The sequence below is a fragment of the Acidovorax sp. GW821-FHT10A04 genome (assembly GCF_059415825.1).
Window position 1 is genome coordinate 1 of sequence record NZ_JBWKNZ010000004.1, and the last position, 24,154, is coordinate 24,154.

Consider the following 24,154-nt stretch of genomic DNA (forward strand, 5'->3'; position numbering starts at 1 on the left):
TTCAGGCGCACGGCCTCTTCGACGGCGATTTCGTCAAAGGGGTTCATGCTCATCTTCACGTTGGCGATGTCCACACCGGTTTGGTCCGACTTGACTCGGACTTTGACGTTGTAGTCCACCACGCGCTTGACGGCGACGATTGCTTTCATGGAATTCTTTCTGGAGTGGGTGGAAGGCTCAGCGGGCCAGGCCTGCCAGGCGTTCGTGGATCAGGGCATGGGCCTCGGCCATGGTCCGGTCGATCAATTGCTGCACCGTGGGCACGTCGTGGATCAGCCCGGCGACCATGCCGCAGGACCAGGCGCCGGCATCCATCTCGCCGCTTTGCATGATGCGTGGGTAGACACCGGCCACTTCGGGCAGGATGTCCTCGAAGGTGATCGCCGCGCCCAGCTCGCGCTCCTTGAGCAGCAGGCGCTCCACGGCGGCGTTGCTCAGCACCCGCTCGGTGTTGCGCAGCGGGCGCATGACCAAGCGCGTGTCGAGTTCGCTGGCCGCGACGATGGCGCGCTTGACGTTCTCGTGCACCGGAGCCTCCTGTGTGGCGATGAAGCGCGTGCCCATGTTCATGCCCTCGGCGCCCAGGGCCAGCGCGGCCACGAGCGAGCGGCCGTCGGCCATGCCGCCCGAGGCGACGAAGGGGATGCTCAGCTCTTCTGCCGCCCGCGGCAGCAGGATGAAGTTGGGCACGTCGTCCTCGCCCGGATGGCCGCCGCACTCGAAGCCATCGACGCTGATCGCGTCGCAGCCGATGGCCTGGGCCTTGAGCGCATGGCGCACCGAGGTGCATTTGTGGATGACCTTGATGCCGGCCTCCTTGAGCGCCGGCAGCCACTTCTGCGGGTTGTTGCCCGCGGTCTCGACCACCTTCACGCCGCCGTCGATGATGGCCTTCACGTAGCCCGGGTAGTCGGGCGGGTTGACCGAGGGCAGAAAAGTGAGGTTAACGCCAAAGGGTTTGTCCGTCATGGCGCGGCAACGCGCGATCTCGCGCGCCAGCAGCTCGGGCGTGCGCTGCGTCAGCCCCGTGACCATGCCCAGGCCACCCGCATTGGAGACGGCCGACGCCAGCTCGGCCAGGCCCACGTGGTGCATGCCGCCCTGGATGATCGGGTGCTCGATGCCGAAGAGTTCGGTGATGCGTGTCTTCATGGCGGTGTCACTCCGTGGCGATGGATTTTTCGCGGATCAGCTGGCCCCACTTGGCATAGTCCTGCTGCAGGTGCTGGCCCATCTGCGCCGGGTCCTGGAAGCGGGCGATGGCACCGGCATGCAGCAGCTTTTCCTGGATCTCCTTGTCGGCCAGGATCTGGCGGACCTCGCCGGCGATGCGCTCCACCACCGCCTTGGGCGTACCCGCAGGGGCCAGCAGGCCGCCCCAGGAGACGGCGTCATAGCCTTTGAAGCCCTGCTCGGCGATGGTCGGCACATCAGGCAGCATGGCCACGCGCTGGGGCGACCCGATGGCGATGGCGCGCAGCTTGCCGGCCTTGATGTGGGGCAGGGCGGCCACCAGGTCGGCGTACATCACCGGCACCTGGCCGCCGATGGTGTCGGTGATGGCCGGAACGCCGCCCTTGTAGGGCACGTGCTGCATGTCGAAGCCGCCCATCTGCTTGAGCAGCTCCATGCTCAGGTGGCCGAAGCTGCCCGCGCCCGAACTGGTGTAGTTGAGCGGCGTCTTCTGCGCCTTGGCGTGGGCAATGAGCTTGCGCAGGTCGGTCACGTCCGGCAGTTGGGTGGGGTTGACCACCACGACGATGGGCAGGTCGTACACCGTGGCCACCGGGGCGAAGTCCTTCACCGTGTCGTAGCCCGCCTTCTTGTACAGGTGGGGCGCCAGCAGGGTGGGGGTGGCCAGCATCATCAGCGTGTAGCCGTCGGGCTCGGCCTTCATCACCTGCAGCGCGGCGATGGAGCCCGAAGCGCCCGGGCGGTTCTCCACCACCACGGCCTGCTTGAGGCGCTCGGCCAGCTTCTGCCCGACGATGCGCGAGGCCGTGTCGGTCGGGCCGCCGGCCGGGAAGGGCACGATCAGCTTGATCAGGCTGGCAGGCCAGGCATCCTTGGCGGGCTGGGCCAGGCTGCTGCCCAGCAGGCCTGCGCTGCCCAGGGCGGCCAGGCCCTGCAAGGCCGTGCGGCGGTTGAAAGAGGTTCTCATGGTCTTGTCTCGGTGTTGTGAAGGTCGGTTTGCATGGGTGGGGTCAGGCGGTCGGAAGGGTCAGCACGCCCTGCTGCTGCAGTTGCTGCAGCTCGTCCTCGCCCAGCGCAAGCAGGCGCTGCAGCACTTCGCGCGTGCCCTCGCCCAGCGTGGGTGGTGCATTGCGCACAGGCAGGCGCTGGCCGTCCAGCCGATAGGGCGGCGCAAACACCGGTGTGGTGCCGGTCACGGGGTGGGGCATGTCCTGCACCAGGCCGCTCGCGCGGGTGCGCTCGCTGGTCAAGGCCTCGTGCAGGCCCGCAACCCGGCCGCAAGGGATGCCGGCGGCCGCCATGCGTTCGAGCAGCACATCGCGCGGCAGTGAGCGGATCATGCCGTTGAGCAGCGGCACCAGTGCCGGCCTGTTCTTGGCGCGCTCCACATTGGTCGCGAAGCGCGGGTCTTCGACGATGTCCGGCCGCCCGATGACCTGGCGGCAGAACTTGTCGAACTGCGTGTTGTTGCCCACGGCGATGATCAGCGGGCCGTCCGCCGCCTCGAACATGCCGTAGGGCACGATGGAGGGGTGGGCGTTGCCGTAGCGCGCCGGGTCGCGGCCCAGCTGCAGCGCGTCGAGCCCGTAGTAGCCGGTGACCATGATGCCGCAGTCGTACAGCGCCATCTCGATGAGCCGGCCCTTGCCCGTGCGCTCGCGGCGGAACAGGGCGGCCAGCACGGCCTGGGCGGCATGCATGCCGGTCACCAGGTCCACCACGGCCACGCCGAACTTCAGGGGCGGCTGCTCGGCTTCGCCGTTCAACGCCATGAGGCCGGCTTCGCCCTGGATCACCAGGTCGTAGCCGGGGCGCTTGGCCTCGGGGCCGCTCGCGTCGTAGCCGGCCACGGCGCAGTAGACCAGGTCGGGCCGGATGGCCCTCAGCTGCTCATAGCCCAGGCCCAGCTTCTCGGCGCCGCCGGTCTTGAAGTTGTGGATCACCACGTCGAACTGCGGCAGCAGGTCGTGGATGATCCGCAGGCCCTCGGGGCTTTGCAGGTCCAGCGTGATGGACCGCTTGTTGCGGTTCATGCTGTTGTAGTAGGTGGTCTCGGTCTTGCCGATGCGCATGCCCCAGTCGCGCGTGTCGTCGCCGCGGCCTGGGTGCTCGACCTTGATGACCTCGGCGCCGAAGTCGGCCAGCACCTGGCCGCACAGCGGCCCGGCGAAGACGCGCGAGAGGTCCAGCACGCGCACCCCTTCGAGGGGAAGGTCGATTTCCTGGGACGGTTGTTGGATGGTCATGGTTCAGTCTCCTTGGGTGTCCCGGAAAAATGGGGGCCCGGTGTCAGCCCAGCGCCATGTAGCGCGCCAGGTGGTGGTCTTCGTCGCCCAGCTGGTGGTCGATCATCACCAGCCGCTTGGCATAGTGCGACAGCGGCAGCTCCCAGGTCATGCCGATGCCGCCATGCATCTGGATGCTCTCCTCGGACACCAGGGCGCCAATGCGGCCGATGGTGAACTTGGCGGCCGACAGTGCCCGTTCGCGCTCCACGCGCTCGCCATCCATGGCGGCCGCGGCGTTGATCACGGCCGAGCGTGCCTGTTCCACCTCCAGCAGCAGGTCGGCCATGCGGTGCTGCAGCGCCTGGAAGCTGCCGATCGGCACGCCGAACTGCTTGCGCGTCTGCAGGTATTCGAGCGTATCCTTCTTGGCCACCTCCATGGCGCCCAGCGCCTCGGCGCACAGCGCCAGCACGCCCCAGCCCAGGGCCAGCTCCAGCGTGGCCAGGCCCTGGCCCTCGGTGCCCAGCAGCGCGTCCGCGCCCAGCTGCACATTGTTGAAGGCGATGTCGGCAGCGCCCCCACCGTCGATGCGGCCATAGCCGCGGCGCTCCGCGCCGGGCGCATCGGCCGGCACGAGGAACAGCGAAATGCCATCCTCGCTGTCCACCGCGCCCGCGGTGCGGGCCGAGACCAGCAACAGCTGCGCCTGCGCGCCCTGCACAACCATGGCCTTCGCGCCCGAAAGTGCCCAGCCCTTGTCGTTGCGCACGGCCTGCGTGGCGGCGCGCGCCAGTTCGTAGTGGCTGCCCGGCTCGTCGTGCGCCAGCGCGGCCACGGTGCTGCCGTCGATCAGGCCCGCAATGCGCTCCTTTTGCGCAGGCGTTCCAGCCGCCGCCAGGGCGCGCCCGACCATCAGGGCCCCGAGAAAGGGCTCCACCACCAGGCCACGGCCCAGGGCCTCGAAGACCACTGCGATGTCGAAGCCGGCACCGCCAAAGCCGCCATCGGCTTCGGGGAAGAGGGCGCCAATGGCGCCCAGCTCGGCGAACTGGCCCCAAAGGTCCGGCGACATGCCGGTCGCGCCATAGGCAATGGCGTTGCGGGTCTCCATGGGGCACTGCCCGGCCACGAAGCGGTCCAGGGTGTCCGCCAGCATGCGGCGGTCTTCGGTGTGTTCAAAGTTCATCGCGGCAACCTCACAGGCCCAGGATCATCTTGGAGATGATGTTCTTCTGGATTTCATTGGAGCCGCCGAAGATCGACAGCTTGCGGTAGTTGAAGTAGTTGGCTGCCGCCGTGGCCGCCTCGGCAGGGCCCGTGGAGGGGCCTGCAAGGTCCTGGTGCTGCGCCTCCTCGATGTAGGGCAGGGCCGCAGGGCCCATGGCGCGGCGGATCAAGGACAGGATCTCCTGGCGGATCTCGGTGCCGCGGATCTTGAGCATGGAGCTTTCGGCCCCCGGCACGCCGCCGCCGGCCACGGCCGCGATCACGCGCAGGTTGGTGGTCTTCATGTTCTCGAGGTCGATTTCGACCTTGGCCATGCGCGTGGCGAACTGCGGGTCCTGGTCCAGCGGGCGGCCATTGCGCTGCACCCTGGCGGCGATGACCTTGAGCTTTTCGAGCGCGGCCACCGAGAAGCCCACGCCGGCGATGCCGGTGCGCTCGTAGGTCAGCAGGTATTTGGCGTAGGTCCAGCCCTTGTTCTCTTCGCCCACCAGGTTCTCGACCGGCACGCGCACATCGGTGAAGAACACCTCGTTGACCTCGCTGTAGCCGTCGAGCGTGCGGATGGGGCGCACCTCCACGCCCGGGGTGTCCATGTCCACCAGCAGAAAGCTGATGCCCGCCTGGGCCTTGGCCTCGCGCTGGGTGCGCACCAGGCAGAAGATCATGTTGGCATGCTGGCCCTGGGTCGTCCAGGTCTTCTGGCCGTTGACGATGTAGTGCTCGCCCTTTCCGTCCGATCCGCGCACGGCCATGGTCTTGACCGAGGCCAGGTCCGAGCCCGCTCCAGGCTCGGAGTAACCCTGACACCACCAGTCGGCACCGCTCAGGATGCGTGGCAGCCAGTGCTGCTTCTGTGCCTCGTTGCCGTACTTGATGAGCACCGGGCCCAGCATGTTGAGCCCGAACGGCACGATGCGCGGCCCGCCCGCGACGGCGCACTCGGTGTCGAAGATGAACTTCTGCACCGCGCCCCAGCCGGGGCCGCCGTACTGCGCGGGCCAGTGGTTGGCCAGCCAGCCGCGTGCGTTGAGGATGGCGTGCCAACCTTCCTGGTCGGCCTTGGTCAGGCGCTGTCCGGCCTTGACCTTGTGCGCCAGGGCAGCGGGCAGTTGGTCTTTCAGAAAGGCCTGCACTTCCTCGCGAAAGGCCTGTTCCTCAGGGGTGAATTGGAGATCCATGTCGTGCCTCTCTCAGAAAATCTCGAACAAACCGGCGGCGCCCATGCCACCGGCGATGCACATGGTCACCACGCCCCATTTCGCCTTGCGGCGCCGGCCTTCGAGCAGGATGTGGCCGGCCAGGCGTGCGCCCGTCATGCCAAAGGGGTGGCCGATGGAGATGGCGCCGCCGTTGACGTTCAGCCGCTCCATGGGAATGCCCAGCCGGCGCTGGCAGTACAGGGCCTGCGAGGCGAAGGCCTCGTTGAGCTCCCACAGGCCGATGTCCTCCACCGTGAGGCCATGGCGCGCCAGCAGCTTGGGCACGGCGAACACCGGGCCGATGCCCATCTCATCGGGCTCGCAGCCGGCCACCGCTATGCCGCGGAAGGCGCCCAGCGGCTGCAGGCCCAGGCGCTCGGCCTCCCTGGCCTCCATCAGCACGCAGGCCGAGGAGCCATCGGACAGCTGCGAGGCATTGCCGGCCGTGACGAACTGGCCGGGGCCCTTGACGGGTTCGAGCGCCAGCAGGCCTTCGAGCGTGGTGCCGGGGCGGTTGCAGGTGTCGCGCGTGGCGACCACCTCGCGGTAGGTGACCTCGCCGGTGTCCTTGTTCTTTTCGGCCATGCGCGTGGCGCAGGGGATGATCTCGGCGTCGAACAGGCCCGCAGCCTGCGCGGCCGCCGTGCGCTGCTGGCTCTGCAGCGAGAAGGCGTCCTGGTCCTCGCGCGAGATGCCGTAGCGCTGGGCCACCACATCGGCGGTGTCGATCATGGCCATGTACAGCGCGGGCTTGTGCTCCACGAGCCAGGGGTCCATGTCGGTGGGCAGGTTGTTGCCCGGGCGCATGCCCGAGATGGTTTCCACCCCGCCCGCGATCATCGCCGGCACGCCCTCGGCCACGATGCGGCCGGCCGCGATGGCGATGGACTGCAGGCCCGAGGCGCAAAAGCGCGTGACCGTGGTGCCCGCCACCGACAGCGGCAGCCCGGCACGCAGCACGGTCTGGCGGCCCAGGTTGCGGCCCTGGAAGCCGTCGGGGTTGCCGCAGCCCAGGATGAAGTCCTCGAACATCTCGGGGTCCACGCCCGAGCGCTCGACGGCCGCCGTGAGAGAGAACGCGGCCAACTGGGCGGCCGGCGTGGCATTGAATTCGCCGCGGTGCGACTTGGCCAGCGGGGTGCGGGCGGTGGAAACGATGACGGCTTCGCGCATGGTGGGTGTCTCCTGGTTCAAGCGGTTTGGTTCAGGCTGTCGAAATTGCGGCCCTCGGCCACCAGCTGTTCGAGCAGGGGGGCGGGCTGCCAGAACAGCGGGTCGTCCTTGGCGAATTCGCGGATGTCGGCCAGCACCTGGGGCAGGCCCTGCATGTCCGCCCACTTCATGGGGCCGCCACGAAAGCGCGGGAAGCCGTAGCCCGACAGGAAGGTCACGTCCACGTCCAGCGGGCGCAGGGCGATGCCCTCGGCCACCACCTTGGCGCCTTCGTTGACCATGGCGGCCATGTAACGGCGCATGATCTCGTCGGCGCTGAACGGGCGCGGCACCACGCCCTTCCTGGCGCGCTCGGCGTCAACGATGGCCAGCACCTCGGGGTCGCTCTGGCCCACGCGGGCGCCCTCGGGGTAGAGGTAAAAGCCCCGGCCGGTCTTCTGGCCGAACCAGCCGCGCTCGCAGATGCGGTCGGCAATCTCCACATAGCGCGCCTTGGGGTCGCGCGTGGCGGCACGGCGCTTGCGCGTGGCCCAGCCGATGTCGCCACCGGCCAGGTCAGTCACCTGGAAAGGGCCCATGGGGTAGCCGAAGCCGCGCACGGCGGCATCGATCTCGTACGGGCTGGCACCGTCTTCCATCAGGTAGTCGGCCGCCTGCTTGTACACGGCCAGGATGCGGTTGCCGATGAAGCCGTCGCAGACGCCGGCGCGCACCGGCACCTTCTTGAGCCGCTTGGCCAGCTCGAAGGCGGTGGCCACCACGTCGGCGCTGACCCGGGCGGGCACCACGATCTCCAGCAGCTTCATGATGTTGGCGGGGCTGAAGAAGTGCAGGCCGATCACGTCTTGCGGGCGTGCCGTGGAGGCCGCAATCGCGTCGATGTCGAGGTAGGAGGTATTGGTGGCCAGCACGGCACCGGGCTTGCAGACACGGTCGAGCTCGCGGAACACGGTCTTCTTGACCTCGATGTCCTCGAACACCGCCTCGATCACCAGATCGGCGCTGGCAATGTCCTCGTATCGCGTGCTGCCGGTGTAGCGCGCCAGCGTGGCGGCCTTGGCCTCGGCGCTCATGCGGCCCTTGGCCACCAGGGCGTCGTAGACCTTTTCCACATGGGCCCGGCCGCGGGCGATCGAGGCCTCGTCGCGCTCGATCATGGTCACGGGCAGGCCGGCGTCCAGGGCCGAGACGGTGATGCCGGCGCCCATGGTGCCGCCGCCGATCACAGCGATAGCGGTGATGGGGCGCGGTGCGGCGGCCTTGGCCTCGGGCACCTTGGCGACTTCGCGCTCGGCAAAAAAGGCATGGATCAGGCCGGCGCGCTGCGGGCTGTCCAGGCAGGCCAGGAACTGCGCGCGCTCGAACTGCATGCCCTGCGCGAAAGGCAGGTCCAGCGCGGCCTGCACGCAGTCGATGATCTTCATGGGGGAGAACAGGCCGAGCGCGGACTTGGCGGTCTCGGCCTTGAGGGCATCGAGTTCGGTCTGGGCCGCGGCCTTGTCGGCCAGGCGCCCGGGCAGGGCGCTGGTGGGGCGCACCGGCGCCTGGCGGGCCAGCAGCTCGCGCACATAGGCCAGACCGGCGGCCACGGAGTCGCTGCCCTCGGCCACCGCATCCACCAGGCCAGAGGCCAGCGCCGCCTGGGCGTTGAGGTGCTTGCCGCTGAGCATGAGCTCGGTTGCGGCCTTCACCCCCATGAGGCGCGGTGCGCGCTGCGTGCCGCCAGAGCCGGGCAGCAGGCCCAGCAACACTTCGGGCAGGCCCAACTGGGCCCCGGTCAGCACCAGCCGGTAGTGGGCCGAGAGCGCCACTTCCAGCCCACCGCCCAGCGCCGCGCCGTGGATGGCGGCCACCACCGGCTTGCGGCAGGCTTCGATGGCCTGGCAGACCTCGGGCAGGGCCGGCGGCACCGGCGGCTTGCCGAACTCGCGGATGTCGGCACCGGCAATGAAGGCGCGGCCTTCGCCCACGATCAGCACGGCCTGGATGCCGGCATCGGCCTCGGCCTGGGCAATCGCGGCCATCAGCCCCTGGCGCACGGCGGCCCCCAGGGCATTCACCGGCGGGTTGTCCACGCTGACCAGCAGCACGCCCTCTTGCGGGGTCCACCGAACGACAGAAGCAGGGGCTTGAAGGGTCACGCGCATGTCTCCTCTATGGGCTTTTGGAAAACCGGGATTCTTGCGGTGACAATGATTTATAACAATCCCTTCTCTAATTGACAGACTGTCAAAATAATTAAGACAATAAGTTCATGGATTCCCACTCTCTGGCCTTGCTGGTCGAAATCATCGACAGCGGCAACCTAAGCCAGGCCGCGCGCAAGCTCAAGGTGTCCCGCGCCAATGTCAGCTACCACCTGACCCAGCTCGAAAAATCCGTGGGCGTGCAGCTGGTGCGGCGCACCACGCGCCGGGTCGAGCCCACCGAGGTGGGGATGCGCCTGTACGAGCACGGCCGCAGCATCCAAAACGAGATGCTGGCCGCGCGCGAGACCATCGCCACCCTGGGGCAGGGCCTGCAGGGGCGCGTGGGCATCAGCGTGCCCAGCGGCTATGGGCAGATCGTGATGAGCGACTGGCTGATCGAGTTCAAGCGCCTGTACCCCGGCATCGTGCTGGACGTGCTGTTCGAGAACCGCGCCGACAACCTGCGCGACGAGGTGGACATCGCCATCCGCGTGATCCAGGAGCCGCCGCTGTCCCTGGTGGCGCGCAGCCTGGGCACGGTGCGCTACATCGCCTGCGCCTCGCGCGCCTTTGCCCAGCAGCACGGACTGCCCCAGACGTTGTTCGAGCTGCGCAGCGCCCCGCTGATCACCGCCGGCGTGACGGGCCGCCAGCTGCGCCTGAGTGCCTACCAGGGCGATGAGCGGCAGGAGCTGCTGCTGGAGCCGACGCTGATCTCCGAGCACTTCCCGTTCTTGCGCCAGGGCATCCTCGCGGGCCTGGGCGTGGGCCTGGTGCCGGACTACGTGGTGAAGGACGCCATCGAATCGGGCGAAGTGCTGACCACGCTGGACGACTACCGCCTGAGCATCTTCGGCACCCGCATGCACCTGTTGTACATGCCCAACCGCCACCAGACGCGCGCGGTGCGCCTGTGCATCGAATTTTTGCTGGACAAGGCGCGGGCCGCGCAAGGGGAAGGGGGGCAGGGCGCATGAACACCAGGACGACTCCGTTTTCGGGCTTCGATCTGTCCGGTTTCTGGGAGGACAGCGACTACGCGCACAAGGAATATGTCGAGCCGCCGCCCACGCCTGCGGCCATTGCCGCCGTCGAGGCCGCGCTGGGCTACCGGCTGCCGGCCAGCTACATCGCGCTGATGCAGTCGCAAAACGGCGGCATTCCGGCCCGCTGCTGCTTTCCCACCGACCAGCCGAGTTCCTGGGCCGACGACCATGTGGCGATCAGCGCCTTCAAAGGCATTGGCTTCGCACAGCAGTGGAGCCTGTGCGGCAGCCTGGGCAGCCGCTTCAAGATCGAGGAGTGGGATTACCCGGACATCGGCGTGTACTTCGGCGACTGCCCCTCGGCCGGGCACGACATGATCGCGCTCGACTACCGTGCCTGCGGGCCGGCCGGCGAGCCCGCCGTAGTGCACGTGGACCAGGAGAGCGACTACCGCATCACGCCGCTCGCGCCGGACTTCGAGACCTTCGTGCGCAGTCTGGTGCATGAATCCGCATACGAGGACGACCCCGAGGACGTGAAGAACGACGCGCTGGACCATGTGCGCAGCGCGCCTTTCCACTCGCGGCTGCAAAAGCTCTGCGACCAGTGGCCCGACCCGCGGATGCCCGCGGCCATCCGCCGCCTGGCCGAGGCCATCGTGGAGGACAAGGGCTTTTTCGCGCTGCATGCGGACGCGAACTCGCACCGGATGTACGCCGCGCAGTTCCTGCTGCTCAGCCACAGCCGCCCGGTGCGCTCGATGGAAGGCTTCATGCAGTCCTACCCCGGCGTCATCGCGATGGTGGGCAGCGCGAATTTCGGCACTGGCGGCTGGGCACCGGGCTTCGTGGAGGACTGGTTCCAGGCGCGCGCCAGCACCGGCGAACTGGTGCAGGTGGATGGCCATTGGGGCTTCAGCGCGGATTTCCGGGCGGAGCTGCTGCGACAGCTCACCGATGGCCGGCCGGAAGCCGCATGAAGGGCCACGCGCACCGCACCCTGGCCTTCCTGGCGGCGTTGGCCTCCATGGGTGTCCTTCCCGCCGCCCGGGCCGAGCAGGCGGCCACCGTCCATGTCGCAGCCTGTGGCCTTGAATTCGATCTGCCTGCCGGCTACAAAGTCACCCGGCCCCAACGTTCCGCGGATGAACGCAATGGCCGCGCATGCGCCTTCGACATCGTCAAGGTCCGGGCCGAACCCGCACCCCGCGGCGAATGCAAGGACCAGGAGCAGGGCGGCCAGCCGCCCTACAAGGTGTGCGACTGGAGGATCGATGCCGGCCCTCCGACACCCAGTGTGCGGGTGGCGCGCGCGGACTCCGGGGGCACTGCGCTTTTGGAGTCCTTCACGCGCGCCGAGGATGGCCGCTGGATGGTGCCGAACGCGCATGCCGGTGACCAGCCCGCCGAAGCGGGCGAGTTCTGCGGCAAGCCCGCCTGGAGAGGCGAGACCATCGTGCGCATGTTCTGGCTGCGCACGCGCACCCCGTCCACGGGCATCTATGCCGGTTCGGGCAGCACCGAGGTCACGCTGGTGCAGTTCGCGCCCAACCTCCTCGTGCAGCTGCAAAACCCGCCCATCGACAACACGGGCGAGTTCTCGGCCTTCTGCGCCAGCCTGCGCCTGGGCGTCCGTGCGAAGGATCTTCCGTAGCGCTGGTCGTCGCCCGCATCAACCTTGGGCGTCTTCTTCCAGCAGCCGCGCAGCCGGGCTGGCGTCCGAGGCTCGGAAATACCCGAGCAGGCTGGCCACGCTGCGGTGGCCGGTCATGGCCATGGTGTCGGCCATCGGAACCTTCTGGGTCGCGGCCTCGGTCACGAAGCCGGAGCGCAGCGAGTGCGCCGAGAACCCATCGGGTAGCCCGGCCGCCTGCGCACGCTCCTGAACGATGCCGCGCACTGCGGCGGCCGACAGCGCCTCACCGAGCCTGCCGCCTTTGCGCACACGCCTGAAGATCGCACCCTCGGCAATCCCCGAGACCGCCAGCCATGCCTGCAAGGCCTCGCCCGCCATCCCCTGGATCGGCTTGTGGTTCTCCGGCCGGTCCGCACCGGCCTGGTTGGTCTTGGAGTGGGCAAGGGTGTAGACGAACGCGGCCGGCCCGCTTTGCCGCAGGTGCTTCATGTCTGCCGAAGACACCTCCGAACGCCGGCGTCCGCCGCTGGCGAAGGCAAACAGGAGGAGGGCGCGATCGCGCAGCCCTTTCAGGCTGGAGGCATCGCAGGTCGCCAGGATCGCCATCAAGGGGTCCCTGGTCAGGGCGTTCTTCTTCTGCGGCAAGTCTCCCCGCTTGGCGTAGGCCCGGCGGGTCTTCGACAGCAACTCGCGCACCTTGGCGTCCTGGCAGGGATTTTCCATGCCCCGCACCTGGTGGGCCTTGGACAGCACCGAAACGCGGTGCAGCAGGGTGCTCAGCGCCATGGGCCCCGGCTTGCCCTTGAAACCCGCTTCGACCAGCGTCGCATCGATGGCCGCCGGCAACTCGTGGGCCAGGCCCTGGGCGGTCGTGCGCTGCGCATGGTCGACGACGAACTGCAGAACGGCACTTGGCGGCAACGGCAGCGCGATCGGCTGGCCGTAGCGCACATTGAACCAGGCAGCCCAGTAGCGCAGGGCCGACCGGTAGCTGGCCAGGGTGTTGGCGGACTCGCCCTCGCGCAGCAGCTGATCGACGGCGAGTGCCGTCACATCCGAGAGCACGCCAGGCTGCAGCGCGGCATGCGTTTTCAGGGCTGGCAAGCGCATTCATGCTCCTTCAGGCCATTTTTTGCATTTATCGAACATATGATGTATTGTTTACTATGAATTCAACAATTTACTCACGATAATCTTCAGTTATCGATGGTAATTTTAGGAATGGAGTGGCGCAATGCAAGCGAAAAGTGCGAGAGGGCCGCGCGGCGTTCAGATGGAAGAGGTGTGGGCCGCGGCAGACGCCGTTCTCGCGCTCGGGGAAAGGCCGACCATCGAGCGGGTGCGCCTGCAGCTGGGTCGCGGCTCGCCGAATACGGTGGGCCCCATGCTCGATGGGTGGTATGGCTCGCTGGCCAGGCGGCTGCAGGCGCCGGCAGACCCGGTGGAAGGAGCAACCGATGCCGGGATTCCCTTGCCGGGGCCTGTGATGAGGGCAGCGAAAACCCTGTGGGGCAGGGCGCTCCAGCATGCGGATGAGCAGGCGGCCGCCCAGTTGGCAGACGCCCGCGCTGAGCTGGATGCCCAGGTCGAAACACTACGCCAGGAGCAGGATGGGCTGGCGCGGGAAAAGCAGCGCCTGGACGATCGCAGCGCAGCCTATGCGGTGGCCATGCAGGCCCGCGATGCCCAGGTCGCCGACCTGGTGCGCCAGACCCAGGAACTGCAGCAGCAACTGCAGGCCTGCCAGCAGCAATGGGACAGCGCACGCACCGAGGGCGTGCAGCTGCGCCAGGCAGCGGATGCAGATCGGCGACGCCTGGAGGCCAGGGAGATGGAACACCACGCCGAGCGCTCCCGGCTCGAAGAGCGCTCACAGACCCAGGAACGCAGGCTCCATGCCGAGGTCGACCGCGCCCGCCAGGAATCCAGGCGGCTGGCGCTGCAACTGGAGGGCGACGGCAAGAAGGCAGCCAAGGCCCTGGCCGATGCGATGGACAGGACCCGGGAGCGCGACGCCCAGGTGGGCGCGCTGCAGATCGACAAGGCAGGCCTGTCCCAGGAACTGCAATCCGCCCGCGACGAGGTGCAAGGCCTGCAGGCGAAGCTCGACGCGCGCAGCGGCGACATGCTGGCCGTGCTCAACGAACTGCGCGACCGGCTCCCCACAACGCCGCCAGCGCCCGCTCCGGGGGCTGCACCGAAAACGAGGGTGCGCAGGAACAGGGCCTAGACTATTTGACGTCCCTGAACCGGTCGGAGCACGCCCGTTTGTAGACACGGTCGAAGATCGATTGCTGCCAGGAGCCCGCGGCAGTGTCCATCGGGTCCCGCATCGATTCTCCAAGGTCATCCACCATGAAGCGCCGGAACCCGAGGTACGTACCCGAGCGGTCTTTCGCATTGATCTCGCCACAGAGCGTGACCTTGGAGTCGCCATGCTCCGACAGGAAAAGTTGGCGGAACTTGGTGCCCTTGGGATGGGGCAAGGTGTCGAGGATGGCCGCCTTGGACTCGGCCACGCTGAAGGATTCCCTGGCGGACTGGGCAGCCACGGTGGTCGAGACAAGGACGGCCGCCACCAGGAGCGCCCGTTGGAGGTGGGAGATCAGCATGGCCGCGATCATAGGGCGACGGGATCGGACCTGTCTGGAGCTCGAATTCCCCGGAAGCGAAAAGAAGAGCAAGGGGCGGGAGAAAGAGGGATCGGCCAGACGGGCCTGGCATGCCTGGTCAGAAATCACTCAAATCGCGCTTCTTTGATTTAACATAATATACATCGTATCTAGTCATGGTACCCAGGCTGCAGAAGAGCTGAACCTGGCCCCACCCAGTGCTCGATCTGGCTGGTGGCACCTGTCCGACGGCAGAGAACTTGTGCAGTCAGACGGAAGAAACGCCGTTCAGCAAGGCGGTTTGCCAGCGATCCGACCATCACCTCACCACCTTGAGTTGAATCGCCCCGGCTTATCTAGACACTTTTGAGCCGTTGGGAATGTCGCTGTTCGAACTCTACAGGGGATAGTCCTGCCGCCGATGAATGACGGCGCTGTGAGTTGTAGAACATTTCGATGTAGTTGAAGACGTCCGCTCTCGCATCATCACGGGTTGCATAGACCCGCCTGCGGATGCGTTCGCGCTTGAGCAGTTGGAAGAAGCTCTCGGCCACAGCGTTGTCGTGGCAGTTGCCACGCCGGCTCATGCTGCTGACCAGGTTGTGGTCGCGCAGGAAGGTCTGCCACTCGTGGCCGGTGAACTGACAGCCTTGATCGGAATGAACCATGACAGGTGTACGCGGCTGGCGGCGCCATAGCGCCATCAGCAGTGCATCGAGGACCAGGCTCGTGTCAATGCGGCTGCCCATGGACCAGCCCACTACCTGGCGTGAGAACAGATCGACCACAACCGCCAGGTACAGCCAGCCTTCGTGGGTTCGGATGTAGGTGATGTCAGTGACCCAAGACTGATTGGGCTCATCCACCTTGAACTGACGCTTCAGATGGTTTGGTGCGACCACGGCGGGCTTGCCGCCTCGCATTCCAGGCCGGCGGACGTAGCCCGTCTGCGATCGCAGGCCTTCGATCTTGAGCAACCGCGCCACGCGATGCTTGCCGCAACGCTCGCCCAGGTCGCGCATGTCCAGCGTGAGCTTGCGGTAGCCGTAGACACCGCCGCTCTCCAGCCATGCCTGCTTGAGCAAGCCCAGAAGCCTCTAGTCGTCCTTGGCCCGTGGACTATGCGGCGCTGCCTTCCACGCGTAGTAGCCGCTGGGGTGTAGCTGCATCACCTTGCACATGCGCCGCACGCTGTGTTCCTGCGCATGCTGCTTGATGAACGCGTACCTCACCCGGACTGCCTGGCAAAGTACGCGGCGGCTTTTTTTAGGATGTCACGCTCCTCGGTCACGCGCTTGAGTTCAGCCTTCAGCCGTCGCAGCTCCTCGGTCTGGGACGTCTGCATCTGTCGTTCTGGCGCAGGCACCGAATAGACCTTGATCCACTTGTACAGGCTGTGCTGGCTCACGCCGATCCGGGCGGATACATCGGCTACTCGGTGGCCTCGCTCCGTTATCTGCTTGACCGCTTCGATCTTGAACTCTTCGGGATATGGCTGCTTTGTCATGGCACCTCCTAGTGGGCCTCAGGTTTGAGGCTCGAAGGTGTCTAGTTCAGCCGGGGCGATTCAAGGGGACAACGAGGAAGCTCGGCAAAATCAGCTCGCTCGCATACGCATTGGCGTACGCTTCGGCATTTTGAGGTCCGATGTCTTCATTCGCGCATTGAAATGACCCGCGATCCTTGTCGCAAATCCAGTGGGCCAACTCGTGAGCGAGCGAAAACCGCTGGCGACGGGGGTAACTGCCAATGCCGACGCTGATCACCGCCTTGTCGCCAGCAGCTACCAGTCGAGCAGCACAGCCGCAAAGGCGGCGATAGATGACCTCAGCCCCTCGGTAGTTCGCTATCGCCTCCAGATCGATATGAGAAGGTTCCCGCACTCCAAGCTGCCACAGGAGCCTTTCAGGTGGGCTAAGGAGGGAGGGGTCAATCGCCATGGCTCTCTGGTTTGATGATTCCCATGCTCGCCAGATCGTCGTACACCGTCGGCCACAAGCGCTTTTAACCTGTCCATTGCAGGGCGGTCTGGCTGGGTGCTATGACTTGCAACAGCTGCCTTGGTCGCAGCTTTGACCGAGGCAAGCTTCGCTCGCATGCTTGCAGCCACCGCGTTGCGAAGCACTTCGTGCGTTTGCTTGGTAAGCGCAGCTACATCCTGCCCTGCTTCGAGGTACTCATTCTTGATCTCATGGTCGCTTTGGCGATTGGTCTATCAAGCATCTTCATCTTCGGTCGATGCCCCAATCCCCCAAAGCCCATACGAACTTCTAGCGCTTATGGATCAGCCGGATCTCTTCCTTGAGGTCCTTGGCGGCCTTTGTCCTGCAGAGGCTTAGTGCTTGAACGCCACGCCTTCGGTTCTTGAAAGAGACTTCGTCCGCGTCCACCGAACGTAGATATCCGCGCTGCAACAACAGAAAACAACTTTGCATATTCAAATAGATTCTGAGCTCTTGGGCAAAGTGGCTTTATGGTCTTCGCCTGCTTTCCTACTCTCTTCCCGTTGACCGACCTCCAGTTGGCCGGATATCGGGTGCCACCATGCCTCATTTCTCGTTGATCTCTCCAAAGACCCTCCAAACATGGCTGCTCGATGGTCAAGAAATCGCCCTGCTAGATGTCCGTGAAGCGGGCCAGTTCGGCGAAGGCCACCCCTTTTTCGCGATTCCCGCACCCTACAGCCGTCTTGAGATCGACATAGGCCATTTGGTCCCTCGCCCGGACACGCGCGTGGTGCTGGTGGACGCAGGCGATGGTGTGGCCGACAAGGCTGCTCGCCGGCTGGCCACGCTGGGGTATGGCCAAGTGCATGTCCTTGAAGGCGGTACGCCCGCATGGGAGCAGGCCGGCTTTACGCTGTTCAAGGGCGTGAACCTGCCCTCCAAAACCTTTGGCGAGTTGGTGGAGTACGCCTTCGACACCCCCCACATCAGCGCTCGGCAACTGCAGGCTCGCCTGGATGCGAACGAACCCCTGGTGCTGCTCGATGGCCGCACGGCGCAAGAGCACCAGAAGATGGCCATTCCGGGCGCGGTCTCGGTCCCCAATGGCGAACTGGCCCTGCGCTGGCGCAGCCTGGTGCCGGATGCCGCCACGCCCATCGTGATCCACTGCGCCGGCCGCACGCGCAGCATCATCGGCGCGCAAATCCTGCGCAGCCTGGGCGTACCCAACCCCGTGCTTGCGCTGGAGAACGGTACCCAGGGCTGGGCCCTGGCCGGGCTCACGCTGGAGCACGGCAGCAACCGCAGCGGCGTGAAGCAGCCCTTGGCAGCGCATGCCGGCGACCAGGCAGCCGCCCGTCGTCTGGCGCAGGAGGCGGGCGTGTACCTGCTCAGCGCGCCAGAGGCCCAGGCATGGCTCGACGACAGCGCACGTACCACCTATGTGCTGGACGTGCGCACAGCCGAGGAGTTTGCGAAGGGCACGCTGGTTGGCGCGCGGCACGCACCTGGCGGCCAGTTGCTGCAGGCCACCGACCAGACCATCGGCGTGCGTGGCGGCCGTGCGCTGCTGCTGGACGATGATGGTGTGCGCGCCCCGGTCGTGGCCGCCTGGCTTGCACGGTTGGGCCACGAGACTGGCGTGGTTGAAGGTGGCATCGGCGCGGCCTTGCGCGTGCCCTCCCCGGTGCAGCACCTGGCCGCCCTGCCCTCCCTCACCGAGGTGGCTGCAGAAGAACTTGCGCAGTGGGTGGCACAGCAGCAGCCCGTGCTGCTGGACTTGCAGGCCTCGGTGGCGCACCGCCGACAGCACCCCGCGGGCGCCCGCTGGGCGGTGCGGCCCCGCATCGTTGCCACGTTGCAATCGGCCGCCTCTGCGCCGGATGCCCCGGTGCTGCTGATCGCGCCCGATGCGGCCACGGCCCAACTGGCTGCGGTTGATCTGGCCGAAGCGGGTTGGCGCCATGTCCACTGGACCGCGCATGCCCATTGGTCTGGCGCAGGTCTGGGCCATGAGGCATCGCCCGACAGCCCAGGCGACGGCGAAGCCATTGACTACCTGTTCTTTGTGCACGACCGTCACGACGGCAACCTCGACGCGGCGCGGCGCTACCTTGAGTGGGAAACGGGCCTCATCGCCCAGTGCTCGCCCGAAGAGCTGGGCGTCTTCCGCCTGCCGCAGCGGGAGCCAGTGCACGCCTGAACCCCAGGGACGGAGGAGGTACGCGCAACGGAATCCAGATATGGATATCTGGAAACATTTGTTTTCTGAGGACATGCAGAGCGGCACCATGCGGGTTTTCCTGTAGTACCCCCATGCCGCTTCGCCTTCCCCGCCCTTCCCTCCTCGCTTCCACCCTTGCCGCGGCCTCCCTGCTGGCCTTTGCCAGCCCGGCCGCGCATGCCGACGCCACGCTCGACAAGATCAAGCAGCGCGGCAAGGTCACCATCGGCGTGCTGATCAACGGCGGGCCGTTTGGCTCCATCGACCCGGCCAACCAGCAATTGGTGGGCTGGAACCCCGAGCTGGCCCGTGCGCTGGCCAAGGGCCTGGGCGTCGACGCCGACCTGGTGCAGGTGCAGACGGCCACGCGCGTGCAGTTCCTGCAGGGCGGCAAGGTGGACCTGCTGATCGCCTCCATGGAACTCACGCCCGAGCGCGCAGAGATCCTGGGCTATGCGCCCACCCCGTTCTACCGCGTGGGCGGCACGGCGGCGACGCTCAAGAACAGCGGCATTAGCCGCTGGGAAGACCTGCGCGGCAAGCCGGTCTGCCTGTCGCAGGGCAGCAGCTACGCCAAGCCCCTCACGGCCGAGTACGGCGCGCAGGTGCAGGGCTTCAAGAGCTCGTCCGAATCGCTGCTGGCGCTCAAGGGCGGTAACTGCGTGGCGGCGGTGCACGACGCCACGCTGATCCACCCCCTGCTGCGTACCAACCCTGAATGGAGCGGGTACAACGCCCCGATCACGGCCGAGCTGCTGCCGGCCCCGTCGGTGGTGTGGACCCGCAAGGGCGAGGCCGACACCATCGCGGCCGTGGACAAGGTGGTGCGCGAATGGCACCGCAGCGGCTGGCTCATCGCCACCGAAAAACGCCTGGGCATCGAGCCTGCGCAGCCCCTGTTGCCCGAGCTGCAAGCCAAATTCAAACAGGGCTCCTAAACCGCCCGCCGCCTCGATCCGCCCTTGTGCCCGGCCCCTGCCGCCCGCAGGGGCTGCTGCTTTTGCGCACCAACCCACGTGAATCACCCATGAACCCTTTGCACCGCCTCTTCGCCCAGGCCAGCGCCGCCCTGCCCCTGCTGCTGGCACTGGCGACGCCCGCCCACGCCGACGCCACGCTCGACCGCATCAAGCAGCGCGGCAAGATGGTGGTGGGCGTGATCCTGTCGGGCCCGCCCTTCGGCACCATCGACCCCGCGACGCAAAAGCACATCGGCTACAACGTGGAGCTGTCCGAAGGCGTGGCCAAGGGCCTGAACGTGGCGGTCGAGACGGTGCAGGTCCAGCCCTCCAACCGCGTGCAGTTTTTGCAGCAGGGCAAGGTCGACATCCTGATCGCCAACATGCAGTGGACGCAGGAGCGCAGCGAGATCCTCGACTTCGTGCCCACGCCGTTCGAGGAAGTCGGCGGCGCCGCCATCGCCCGCAAGGGCAGCGGCATCGCCCGCTGGGAGGACGTGAAAGGCAAGCCGGTGTGCGTATCGCAGGGCAGCAACTTCACCAAGCCGCTGGCCGACCAGTACGGCGCGCAGATCAAGGCCTTCCGCGGCCAGCCCGAATCGCTGCTGGCGCTGCGCGGCGGCAATTGCGCCGTGGCCGTGCACGTGAGCCCCACGCTGCGCGAACTGGTGGCCGACAACGCCGACTGGAAGGACTACGAGATCGTCTCGCCCGCGGACCTGATCCCTTCGCCTTCGGTGATCTGGGTGCGCAAGGGCGAGGCCGACACCCAGGCGGCACTCGACAGGATCGTGCAGCACTGGCACCGCACCGGCTGGCTGATCGAGGTGGAAAAGAAGAATGGCATGACGCCCACGCCGCTGCTGCACCAGCTGCACCAGAAATTCAAGAAAACGCCCGCCTGATGGGCCTGGCCTGCCTTCCATGACCCAGCCTACCCCCACCCACGTCGCCCCGCTGCGCCTGTCGCAACGCGCCCAGCGCGTGCGCCTGTCGGCCGTGGCCGCTGCCAGCGCCCGGGCCACGGCACTGCGGGCCGAGGGGCGCGACATCGTCACGCTGACCTCGGGCGAGCCCGATTTCGACACGCCGGACTTCATCAAGCAGGCGGCCACGGCCGCGCTGGCCCGCGGCGAGACCAAGTACACCGCCACGCCCGGCACCCCGGCCCTGCGCCAGGCCATCAGCGCCAAGTACGCGCGCGATAACGCGCTGTTCTACCCGCCCTCGCAGGTCATCGTCGCCAATGGCGGCAAGCAGGTGCTGTACAACGCCTTCGCCGCCACGCTGGACGCGGGCGACGAGGTGCTGTTGCCCGCGCCGTACTGGACCTCGTTCCCGGACATGGTGCGCGTGAACGATGGCACGCCGGTGTTGGTGCCCTGCACCGAGGCCACGGGCTTCAAGCTCACCGCGGCGGCGCTCGAGGCCCACATCAACCCGCGCACGCGCTGGCTGGTGCTCAACACCCCCTCCAACCCCACCGGCGCGGTGTACAGCGCCGGCGAACTGGTGGCCCTGGCCGAGGTTCTGCAGCGCCACCCCGCAGTCTGGGTGCTGGTCGACGAGATCTACGAAAACATCTGGTTCGGCGCCGAGCCGCCTGCGCATCTGCTCCGCGTGGCGCCGGACCTCAAGGAGCGCACGCTGCTGGTCAACGGCGCCTCCAAGACCTATGCCATGACCGGCTGGCGCGTGGGCTGGGGCGCTGGGCCGCAGGCGTTGGTGCAGGCGATGACGGTGATCCAGTCGCAGGTGTCCTCTGGCGCCAATGCCATCGGCCAGGCGGCCGTGGCGGCGGCACTGACTTCGCCCGACCAGTCCTTCGTGGCCCAGGCGCGTGCCACCTATACGCAGCGCGCGGCCTTTGTGGTGCAGGCCTTCAACGCCATCGAGGGGCTGTCGCTTCTGGCGCCAGAGGGGGCCTTCTTCGCCTACGTGAACTGTGCCGGGGTGCTGGGCCGCCTGCGGCCGGATGGCCGGCCAATTGCATCGGACACCGATTTCGTCGAATGGCTGCTCGAATCCGAAGGCGTGGCCGTGGTGGATGGGCAGGCCTACGGGCTCTCGCCCTACTTTCGCATTTCCATCGCCGCCAGCGATGCTGCCCTGGCCGAGGCCGCACGGCGTATCTCCCGCGCGGTGGGTGCCTTGCGCCCTCCCGCGACGGCAGAGTTGGCCACGGCATGAGCAGCGCCGAATGGCTGGCCCAGGGCGTGGCCGCCCTCAAGGGCATAGGCCTCAACTATGCGTTCGTGCTCGATGCGGGTGAGCGCCAGGCCTTCCTCCGTGGCCTGGGCGTCACGCTGCAGCTGTGCCTGCTCACCATACCGTGCAGCCTGGCGGGAGGCGTCGTTCTGGCAGCCCTGCTTACCTCGGGCCGCACCTGGCTGGCATTGCCGGCGCGGACCTTCGTGGAGGTCACGCGCAACACGCCCACGCTTGTGCAGTTGTACTGCGCCTTTCTGGTGCTCAACATGCTCATCAGCCAGCAGTTCAAGGGCACCGGCCTGGGCAATCCGCTCACGCCGCTGGTGTGGGTGGTGATCGTGGTGTCGCTGCACAAGGGTGTGTTCCATGCGGAGGCCCTGCGCGCCGGCATCGAGGCCGTGCCGCGCGTGACGCTGGAGGCCGCGCGCTCGCTGGGCTTTTCGCGCCAGCAGCTGCTGGTGCGGGTGCAGCTGCCGCTGGCCCTGCGCTTCGCGCTGCCCTCGCTGGTCAACAACCTGGTGGACCTGGTGAAGATGACTGCCGTGGCCTCGGCCATCGCGGTGGGCGACGTGACCTACGAGTCCATCATGATCTGGACGCACCGCGACAACGTGCTCGAGCTGCTGCTCCTGATCCTGCTGTATTTTGGTCTGCTGACCTGGCTGGTGAGCCGCGCAGGCCGCTGGCTCGAACACCGACTGAGGATGCCCGGCTATGGCCAATGAAATCGTCCTGCGCCGCCCCGTGCCGCTGGCGCTGGTGCGCAACCCGTGGCTGATCGGCGCGGCGGCCGTTCTGGCCCTGCTCGGGTTCTGGAACGCGACGGGCAGTACGCCAACGGCCCTGGTGCACCTGTGGAAGTGGTCCCCGGCCCTGCTGCGCGGGCTGCTGGTCAACATCGAGATCAGCGTGCTGGCGGTGGCGCTGGGCACGGCCGTGGGGCTGGTGCTCGGGGCCCTGGCGCTGTCGCCCATCGGCGCGGTGCGCACGGTGGTGCGCTGCTATGTCCAGGTGTTTCGCAATGCGCCGGTGCTGGTGCTGGTGTACTTCACCACCTATGTGTTCCCGTTCGAGCTGCACCTGGTGTCCTGGACCCTGCCGTTTCCCGACTGGATCAAGGTGGTGCTGGGCCTGGCCCTGCCTACCAGCGCCAACGTGGCCGAGATCTTTCGCGGCGCGATCCAGTCCATCCCGAGCACGCAATGGGAGGCGGCGCAGTCGCTGGCCTTTCGCCGGCGCGACATCTTCCGGCTGATCGTGCTGCCCCAGTGCCTGCGGCGCATGCTGCCGCCGTGGATGAACCTGTACGCCAGCATCACCATGAGCACCTCGCTGGCCTCGCTGGTGGGCGTGCACGACGTGGTGGACACGGCCCAGATCGCCAGCAACACCGTGGCCCGCACCGATTTCACCATCCTCGTGTACTTCACGCTGCTGGCCCTTTTCTTCGCCTATTGCTACCCCATTGCCCGCGCCACGCGCGCGCTGGAGCAACGCCATGACCACCATTGACACCACCGCCCCCTCCACCCCGAACGCGGGCACGCCGCTGGTGCAACTGAGCGACGTGCACCTGTCCTTCGGCAGCAACCAGGTGCTGCAGGGCATCGACGTGCAAGTGCGCCGGGGCGAGGCCGTGTCCATCATCGGACCCTCGGGCTCGGGCAAGTCCACCATCCTGCGCTGTATCACCGGCCTGCTGCGGCCCCAGCACGGCAGCATCGCGGTGGGCGACACGCGCGTGGACGCGCTGCGCACCGAGGCAGAGCTGATCGCGCTGCGCAAGCGCGTGGGCTTCGTGTTTCAGCAGTACAACCTGTTTCCGCACCTCACGGTGATGGAGAACCTGGTGATCGCCCCCACCCGTGTGGTCGGCCGTGCGCGGGCCGATGCCGAGCGCACGGCGCGCGAGCTGCTCGACCGCGTGCGCCTGTCACACAAGGAGGCCGCTTACCCGGGCGAACTGTCGGGCGGCCAGCAGCAGCGCGTGGCGATTGCCCGCGCCCTGGCCATGCAGCCCGAGCTGATGCTGTTCGATGAAGTCACCTCGGCGCTCGATCCCGAGACCGTGGGCGAGGTGCTCACCGTGATCCGCGAGCTGGTGCAGGGTGGCATGACCTGCGTGCTGGTGACCCACGAGATGCGCTTTGCCGAGGAGGTGAGCGATGCCGTGTACTTCACCGAAGCCGGGCGCATCGTCGAGCAGGGCCCGCCCGCACGGATCTTCGGCCAGCCCGAGAGCGAACGCACGCGCGCCTTTCTCAGCCGCACCCTGGGCGATGGCGGCCGCGCCCGGGCCGCCACCCTGCACCCCGCGGCGCCGGCCACGCCGTTTGGCGGGCTGCGCTTTGCCATCTGAGCCCGAACCGC

Annotated in this window: 21 protein-coding genes and 2 pseudogenes; 11 read left to right on the plus strand and 12 right to left on the minus strand. The window is 67.2% G+C overall.

Annotated features, from left to right (window positions below; genetic code table 11):
- The 8 genes and pseudogenes from AC07PF_RS10210 to AC07PF_RS10245 form a co-directional block, all read right to left on the minus strand.
- Positions 1-149: pseudogene (locus AC07PF_RS10210) on the minus strand (electron transfer flavoprotein subunit beta/FixA family protein); the annotation flags it as partial.
- A 28-nt stretch (positions 150-177) separates the two neighbouring features.
- Entirely contained in the window at positions 178-1,152 is a 975-nt protein-coding gene (locus tag AC07PF_RS10215) for an NAD(P)H-dependent flavin oxidoreductase (protein WP_494608765.1), read from the minus strand.
- 7 nt (positions 1,153-1,159) lie between these two features.
- Entirely contained in the window at positions 1,160-2,161 is a 1,002-nt protein-coding gene (locus AC07PF_RS10220; RefSeq protein ID WP_494611754.1) for a Bug family tripartite tricarboxylate transporter substrate binding protein, read from the minus strand.
- Between the two features lie 43 nt (positions 2,162-2,204).
- Positions 2,205-3,440, minus strand: a complete 1,236-nt coding sequence (locus tag AC07PF_RS10225) for a CaiB/BaiF CoA transferase family protein (protein ID WP_494611755.1) — start codon at positions 3,438-3,440, stop codon at positions 2,205-2,207.
- A gap of 43 nt (positions 3,441-3,483) precedes the next feature.
- Complete coding sequence (locus AC07PF_RS10230; protein WP_494611756.1) at positions 3,484-4,608, minus strand: acyl-CoA dehydrogenase family protein; 1,125 nt, start codon at positions 4,606-4,608, stop codon at positions 3,484-3,486.
- A gap of 10 nt (positions 4,609-4,618) precedes the next feature.
- Complete coding sequence (locus AC07PF_RS10235; protein WP_494611757.1) at positions 4,619-5,827, minus strand: acyl-CoA dehydrogenase family protein; 1,209 nt, start codon at positions 5,825-5,827, stop codon at positions 4,619-4,621.
- A gap of 12 nt (positions 5,828-5,839) precedes the next feature.
- Entirely contained in the window at positions 5,840-7,021 is a 1,182-nt protein-coding gene (locus tag AC07PF_RS10240) for an acetyl-CoA C-acyltransferase (RefSeq protein ID WP_494611758.1), read from the minus strand.
- Between the two features lie 17 nt (positions 7,022-7,038).
- Positions 7,039-9,162, minus strand: a complete 2,124-nt coding sequence (locus tag AC07PF_RS10245) for a 3-hydroxyacyl-CoA dehydrogenase NAD-binding domain-containing protein (protein WP_494611759.1) — start codon at positions 9,160-9,162, stop codon at positions 7,039-7,041.
- A gap of 113 nt (positions 9,163-9,275) precedes the next feature.
- On the opposite strand from AC07PF_RS10245, the gene AC07PF_RS10250 reads away from it, so the two are divergent.
- From AC07PF_RS10250 to AC07PF_RS10260, 3 genes are read left to right on the plus strand one after another with little or no spacing between them, the layout of a single operon-like run.
- Positions 9,276-10,187, plus strand: coding sequence for a LysR family transcriptional regulator (locus AC07PF_RS10250; protein WP_007853796.1), 912 nt, complete (start codon positions 9,276-9,278; stop codon positions 10,185-10,187).
- Positions 10,184-11,176: an SMI1/KNR4 family protein gene (locus tag AC07PF_RS10255; protein WP_494611760.1), complete on the plus strand. Its 993-nt coding sequence runs from the start codon at positions 10,184-10,186 to the stop codon at positions 11,174-11,176. The genes AC07PF_RS10250 and AC07PF_RS10255 overlap by 4 nt, the downstream gene beginning before the upstream one ends.
- The gene (locus AC07PF_RS10260; protein ID WP_145696662.1) at positions 11,173-11,850 is read left to right on the plus strand and encodes a hypothetical protein; all 678 of its coding nucleotides are present in this window, start codon (positions 11,173-11,175) and stop codon (positions 11,848-11,850) included. The genes AC07PF_RS10255 and AC07PF_RS10260 overlap by 4 nt, the downstream gene beginning before the upstream one ends.
- A gap of 18 nt (positions 11,851-11,868) precedes the next feature.
- On the opposite strand, the gene AC07PF_RS10265 is transcribed toward AC07PF_RS10260, so the two are convergent.
- Entirely contained in the window at positions 11,869-12,942 is a 1,074-nt protein-coding gene (locus AC07PF_RS10265) for a site-specific integrase (protein WP_007853810.1), read from the minus strand.
- A 124-nt stretch (positions 12,943-13,066) separates the two neighbouring features.
- Between AC07PF_RS10265 and AC07PF_RS10270 the strand changes: the two genes are divergently transcribed.
- Positions 13,067-14,062, plus strand: coding sequence for a DNA-binding protein (locus AC07PF_RS10270; protein ID WP_494608846.1), 996 nt, complete (start codon positions 13,067-13,069; stop codon positions 14,060-14,062).
- Position 14,063: 1 nt separating this feature from the next.
- Here AC07PF_RS10270 and AC07PF_RS10275 read toward each other — a convergent pair whose 3' ends face one another.
- The 3 genes and pseudogenes from AC07PF_RS10275 to AC07PF_RS10285 all read right to left on the minus strand — a co-directional run bounded on the left by AC07PF_RS10275 (position 14,064) and on the right by AC07PF_RS10285 (position 16,384).
- Entirely contained in the window at positions 14,064-14,444 is a 381-nt protein-coding gene (locus tag AC07PF_RS10275) for a hypothetical protein (RefSeq protein ID WP_494608847.1), read from the minus strand.
- A 356-nt stretch (positions 14,445-14,800) separates the two neighbouring features.
- A pseudogene (locus AC07PF_RS10280) lies at positions 14,801-15,951 on the minus strand (IS3 family transposase).
- A 46-nt stretch (positions 15,952-15,997) separates the two neighbouring features.
- On the minus strand, positions 15,998-16,384 hold the full coding sequence (locus AC07PF_RS10285; protein WP_494611761.1) for an ImmA/IrrE family metallo-endopeptidase: 387 nt from the start codon (positions 16,382-16,384) through the stop codon (positions 15,998-16,000).
- A 604-nt stretch (positions 16,385-16,988) separates the two neighbouring features.
- Between AC07PF_RS10285 and AC07PF_RS10290 the strand changes: the two genes are divergently transcribed.
- The 7 genes from AC07PF_RS10290 to AC07PF_RS10320 all read left to right on the plus strand — a co-directional run bounded on the left by AC07PF_RS10290 (position 16,989) and on the right by AC07PF_RS10320 (position 24,143).
- On the plus strand, positions 16,989-18,593 hold the full coding sequence (locus AC07PF_RS10290; protein ID WP_494611762.1) for a rhodanese-like domain-containing protein: 1,605 nt from the start codon (positions 16,989-16,991) through the stop codon (positions 18,591-18,593).
- A 113-nt stretch (positions 18,594-18,706) separates the two neighbouring features.
- Complete coding sequence (locus AC07PF_RS10295) at positions 18,707-19,552, plus strand: transporter substrate-binding domain-containing protein (protein ID WP_494611763.1); 846 nt, start codon at positions 18,707-18,709, stop codon at positions 19,550-19,552.
- Positions 19,553-19,641: 89 nt separating this feature from the next.
- Positions 19,642-20,478, plus strand: a complete 837-nt coding sequence (locus AC07PF_RS10300) for a transporter substrate-binding domain-containing protein (RefSeq protein ID WP_494611764.1) — start codon at positions 19,642-19,644, stop codon at positions 20,476-20,478.
- 19 nt (positions 20,479-20,497) lie between these two features.
- On the plus strand, positions 20,498-21,763 hold the full coding sequence (locus AC07PF_RS10305) for an aminotransferase class I/II-fold pyridoxal phosphate-dependent enzyme (protein WP_494611765.1): 1,266 nt from the start codon (positions 20,498-20,500) through the stop codon (positions 21,761-21,763).
- A complete protein-coding gene (locus tag AC07PF_RS10310; protein ID WP_494611766.1) occupies positions 21,760-22,509 on the plus strand; it encodes an amino acid ABC transporter permease in 750 nt (249 codons plus the stop codon). The genes AC07PF_RS10305 and AC07PF_RS10310 overlap by 4 nt, the downstream gene beginning before the upstream one ends.
- Positions 22,499-23,296 (plus strand): amino acid ABC transporter permease, encoded by a 798-nt coding sequence (locus tag AC07PF_RS10315; protein WP_494611767.1) that lies wholly within the window; start codon positions 22,499-22,501, stop codon positions 23,294-23,296. The genes AC07PF_RS10310 and AC07PF_RS10315 overlap by 11 nt, the downstream gene beginning before the upstream one ends.
- Positions 23,283-24,143: an amino acid ABC transporter ATP-binding protein gene (locus tag AC07PF_RS10320; protein WP_494611768.1), complete on the plus strand. Its 861-nt coding sequence runs from the start codon at positions 23,283-23,285 to the stop codon at positions 24,141-24,143. Before AC07PF_RS10315 ends, AC07PF_RS10320 begins: the two co-directional genes overlap by 14 nt.
- Positions 24,144-24,154: the final 11 nt, after the last annotated feature.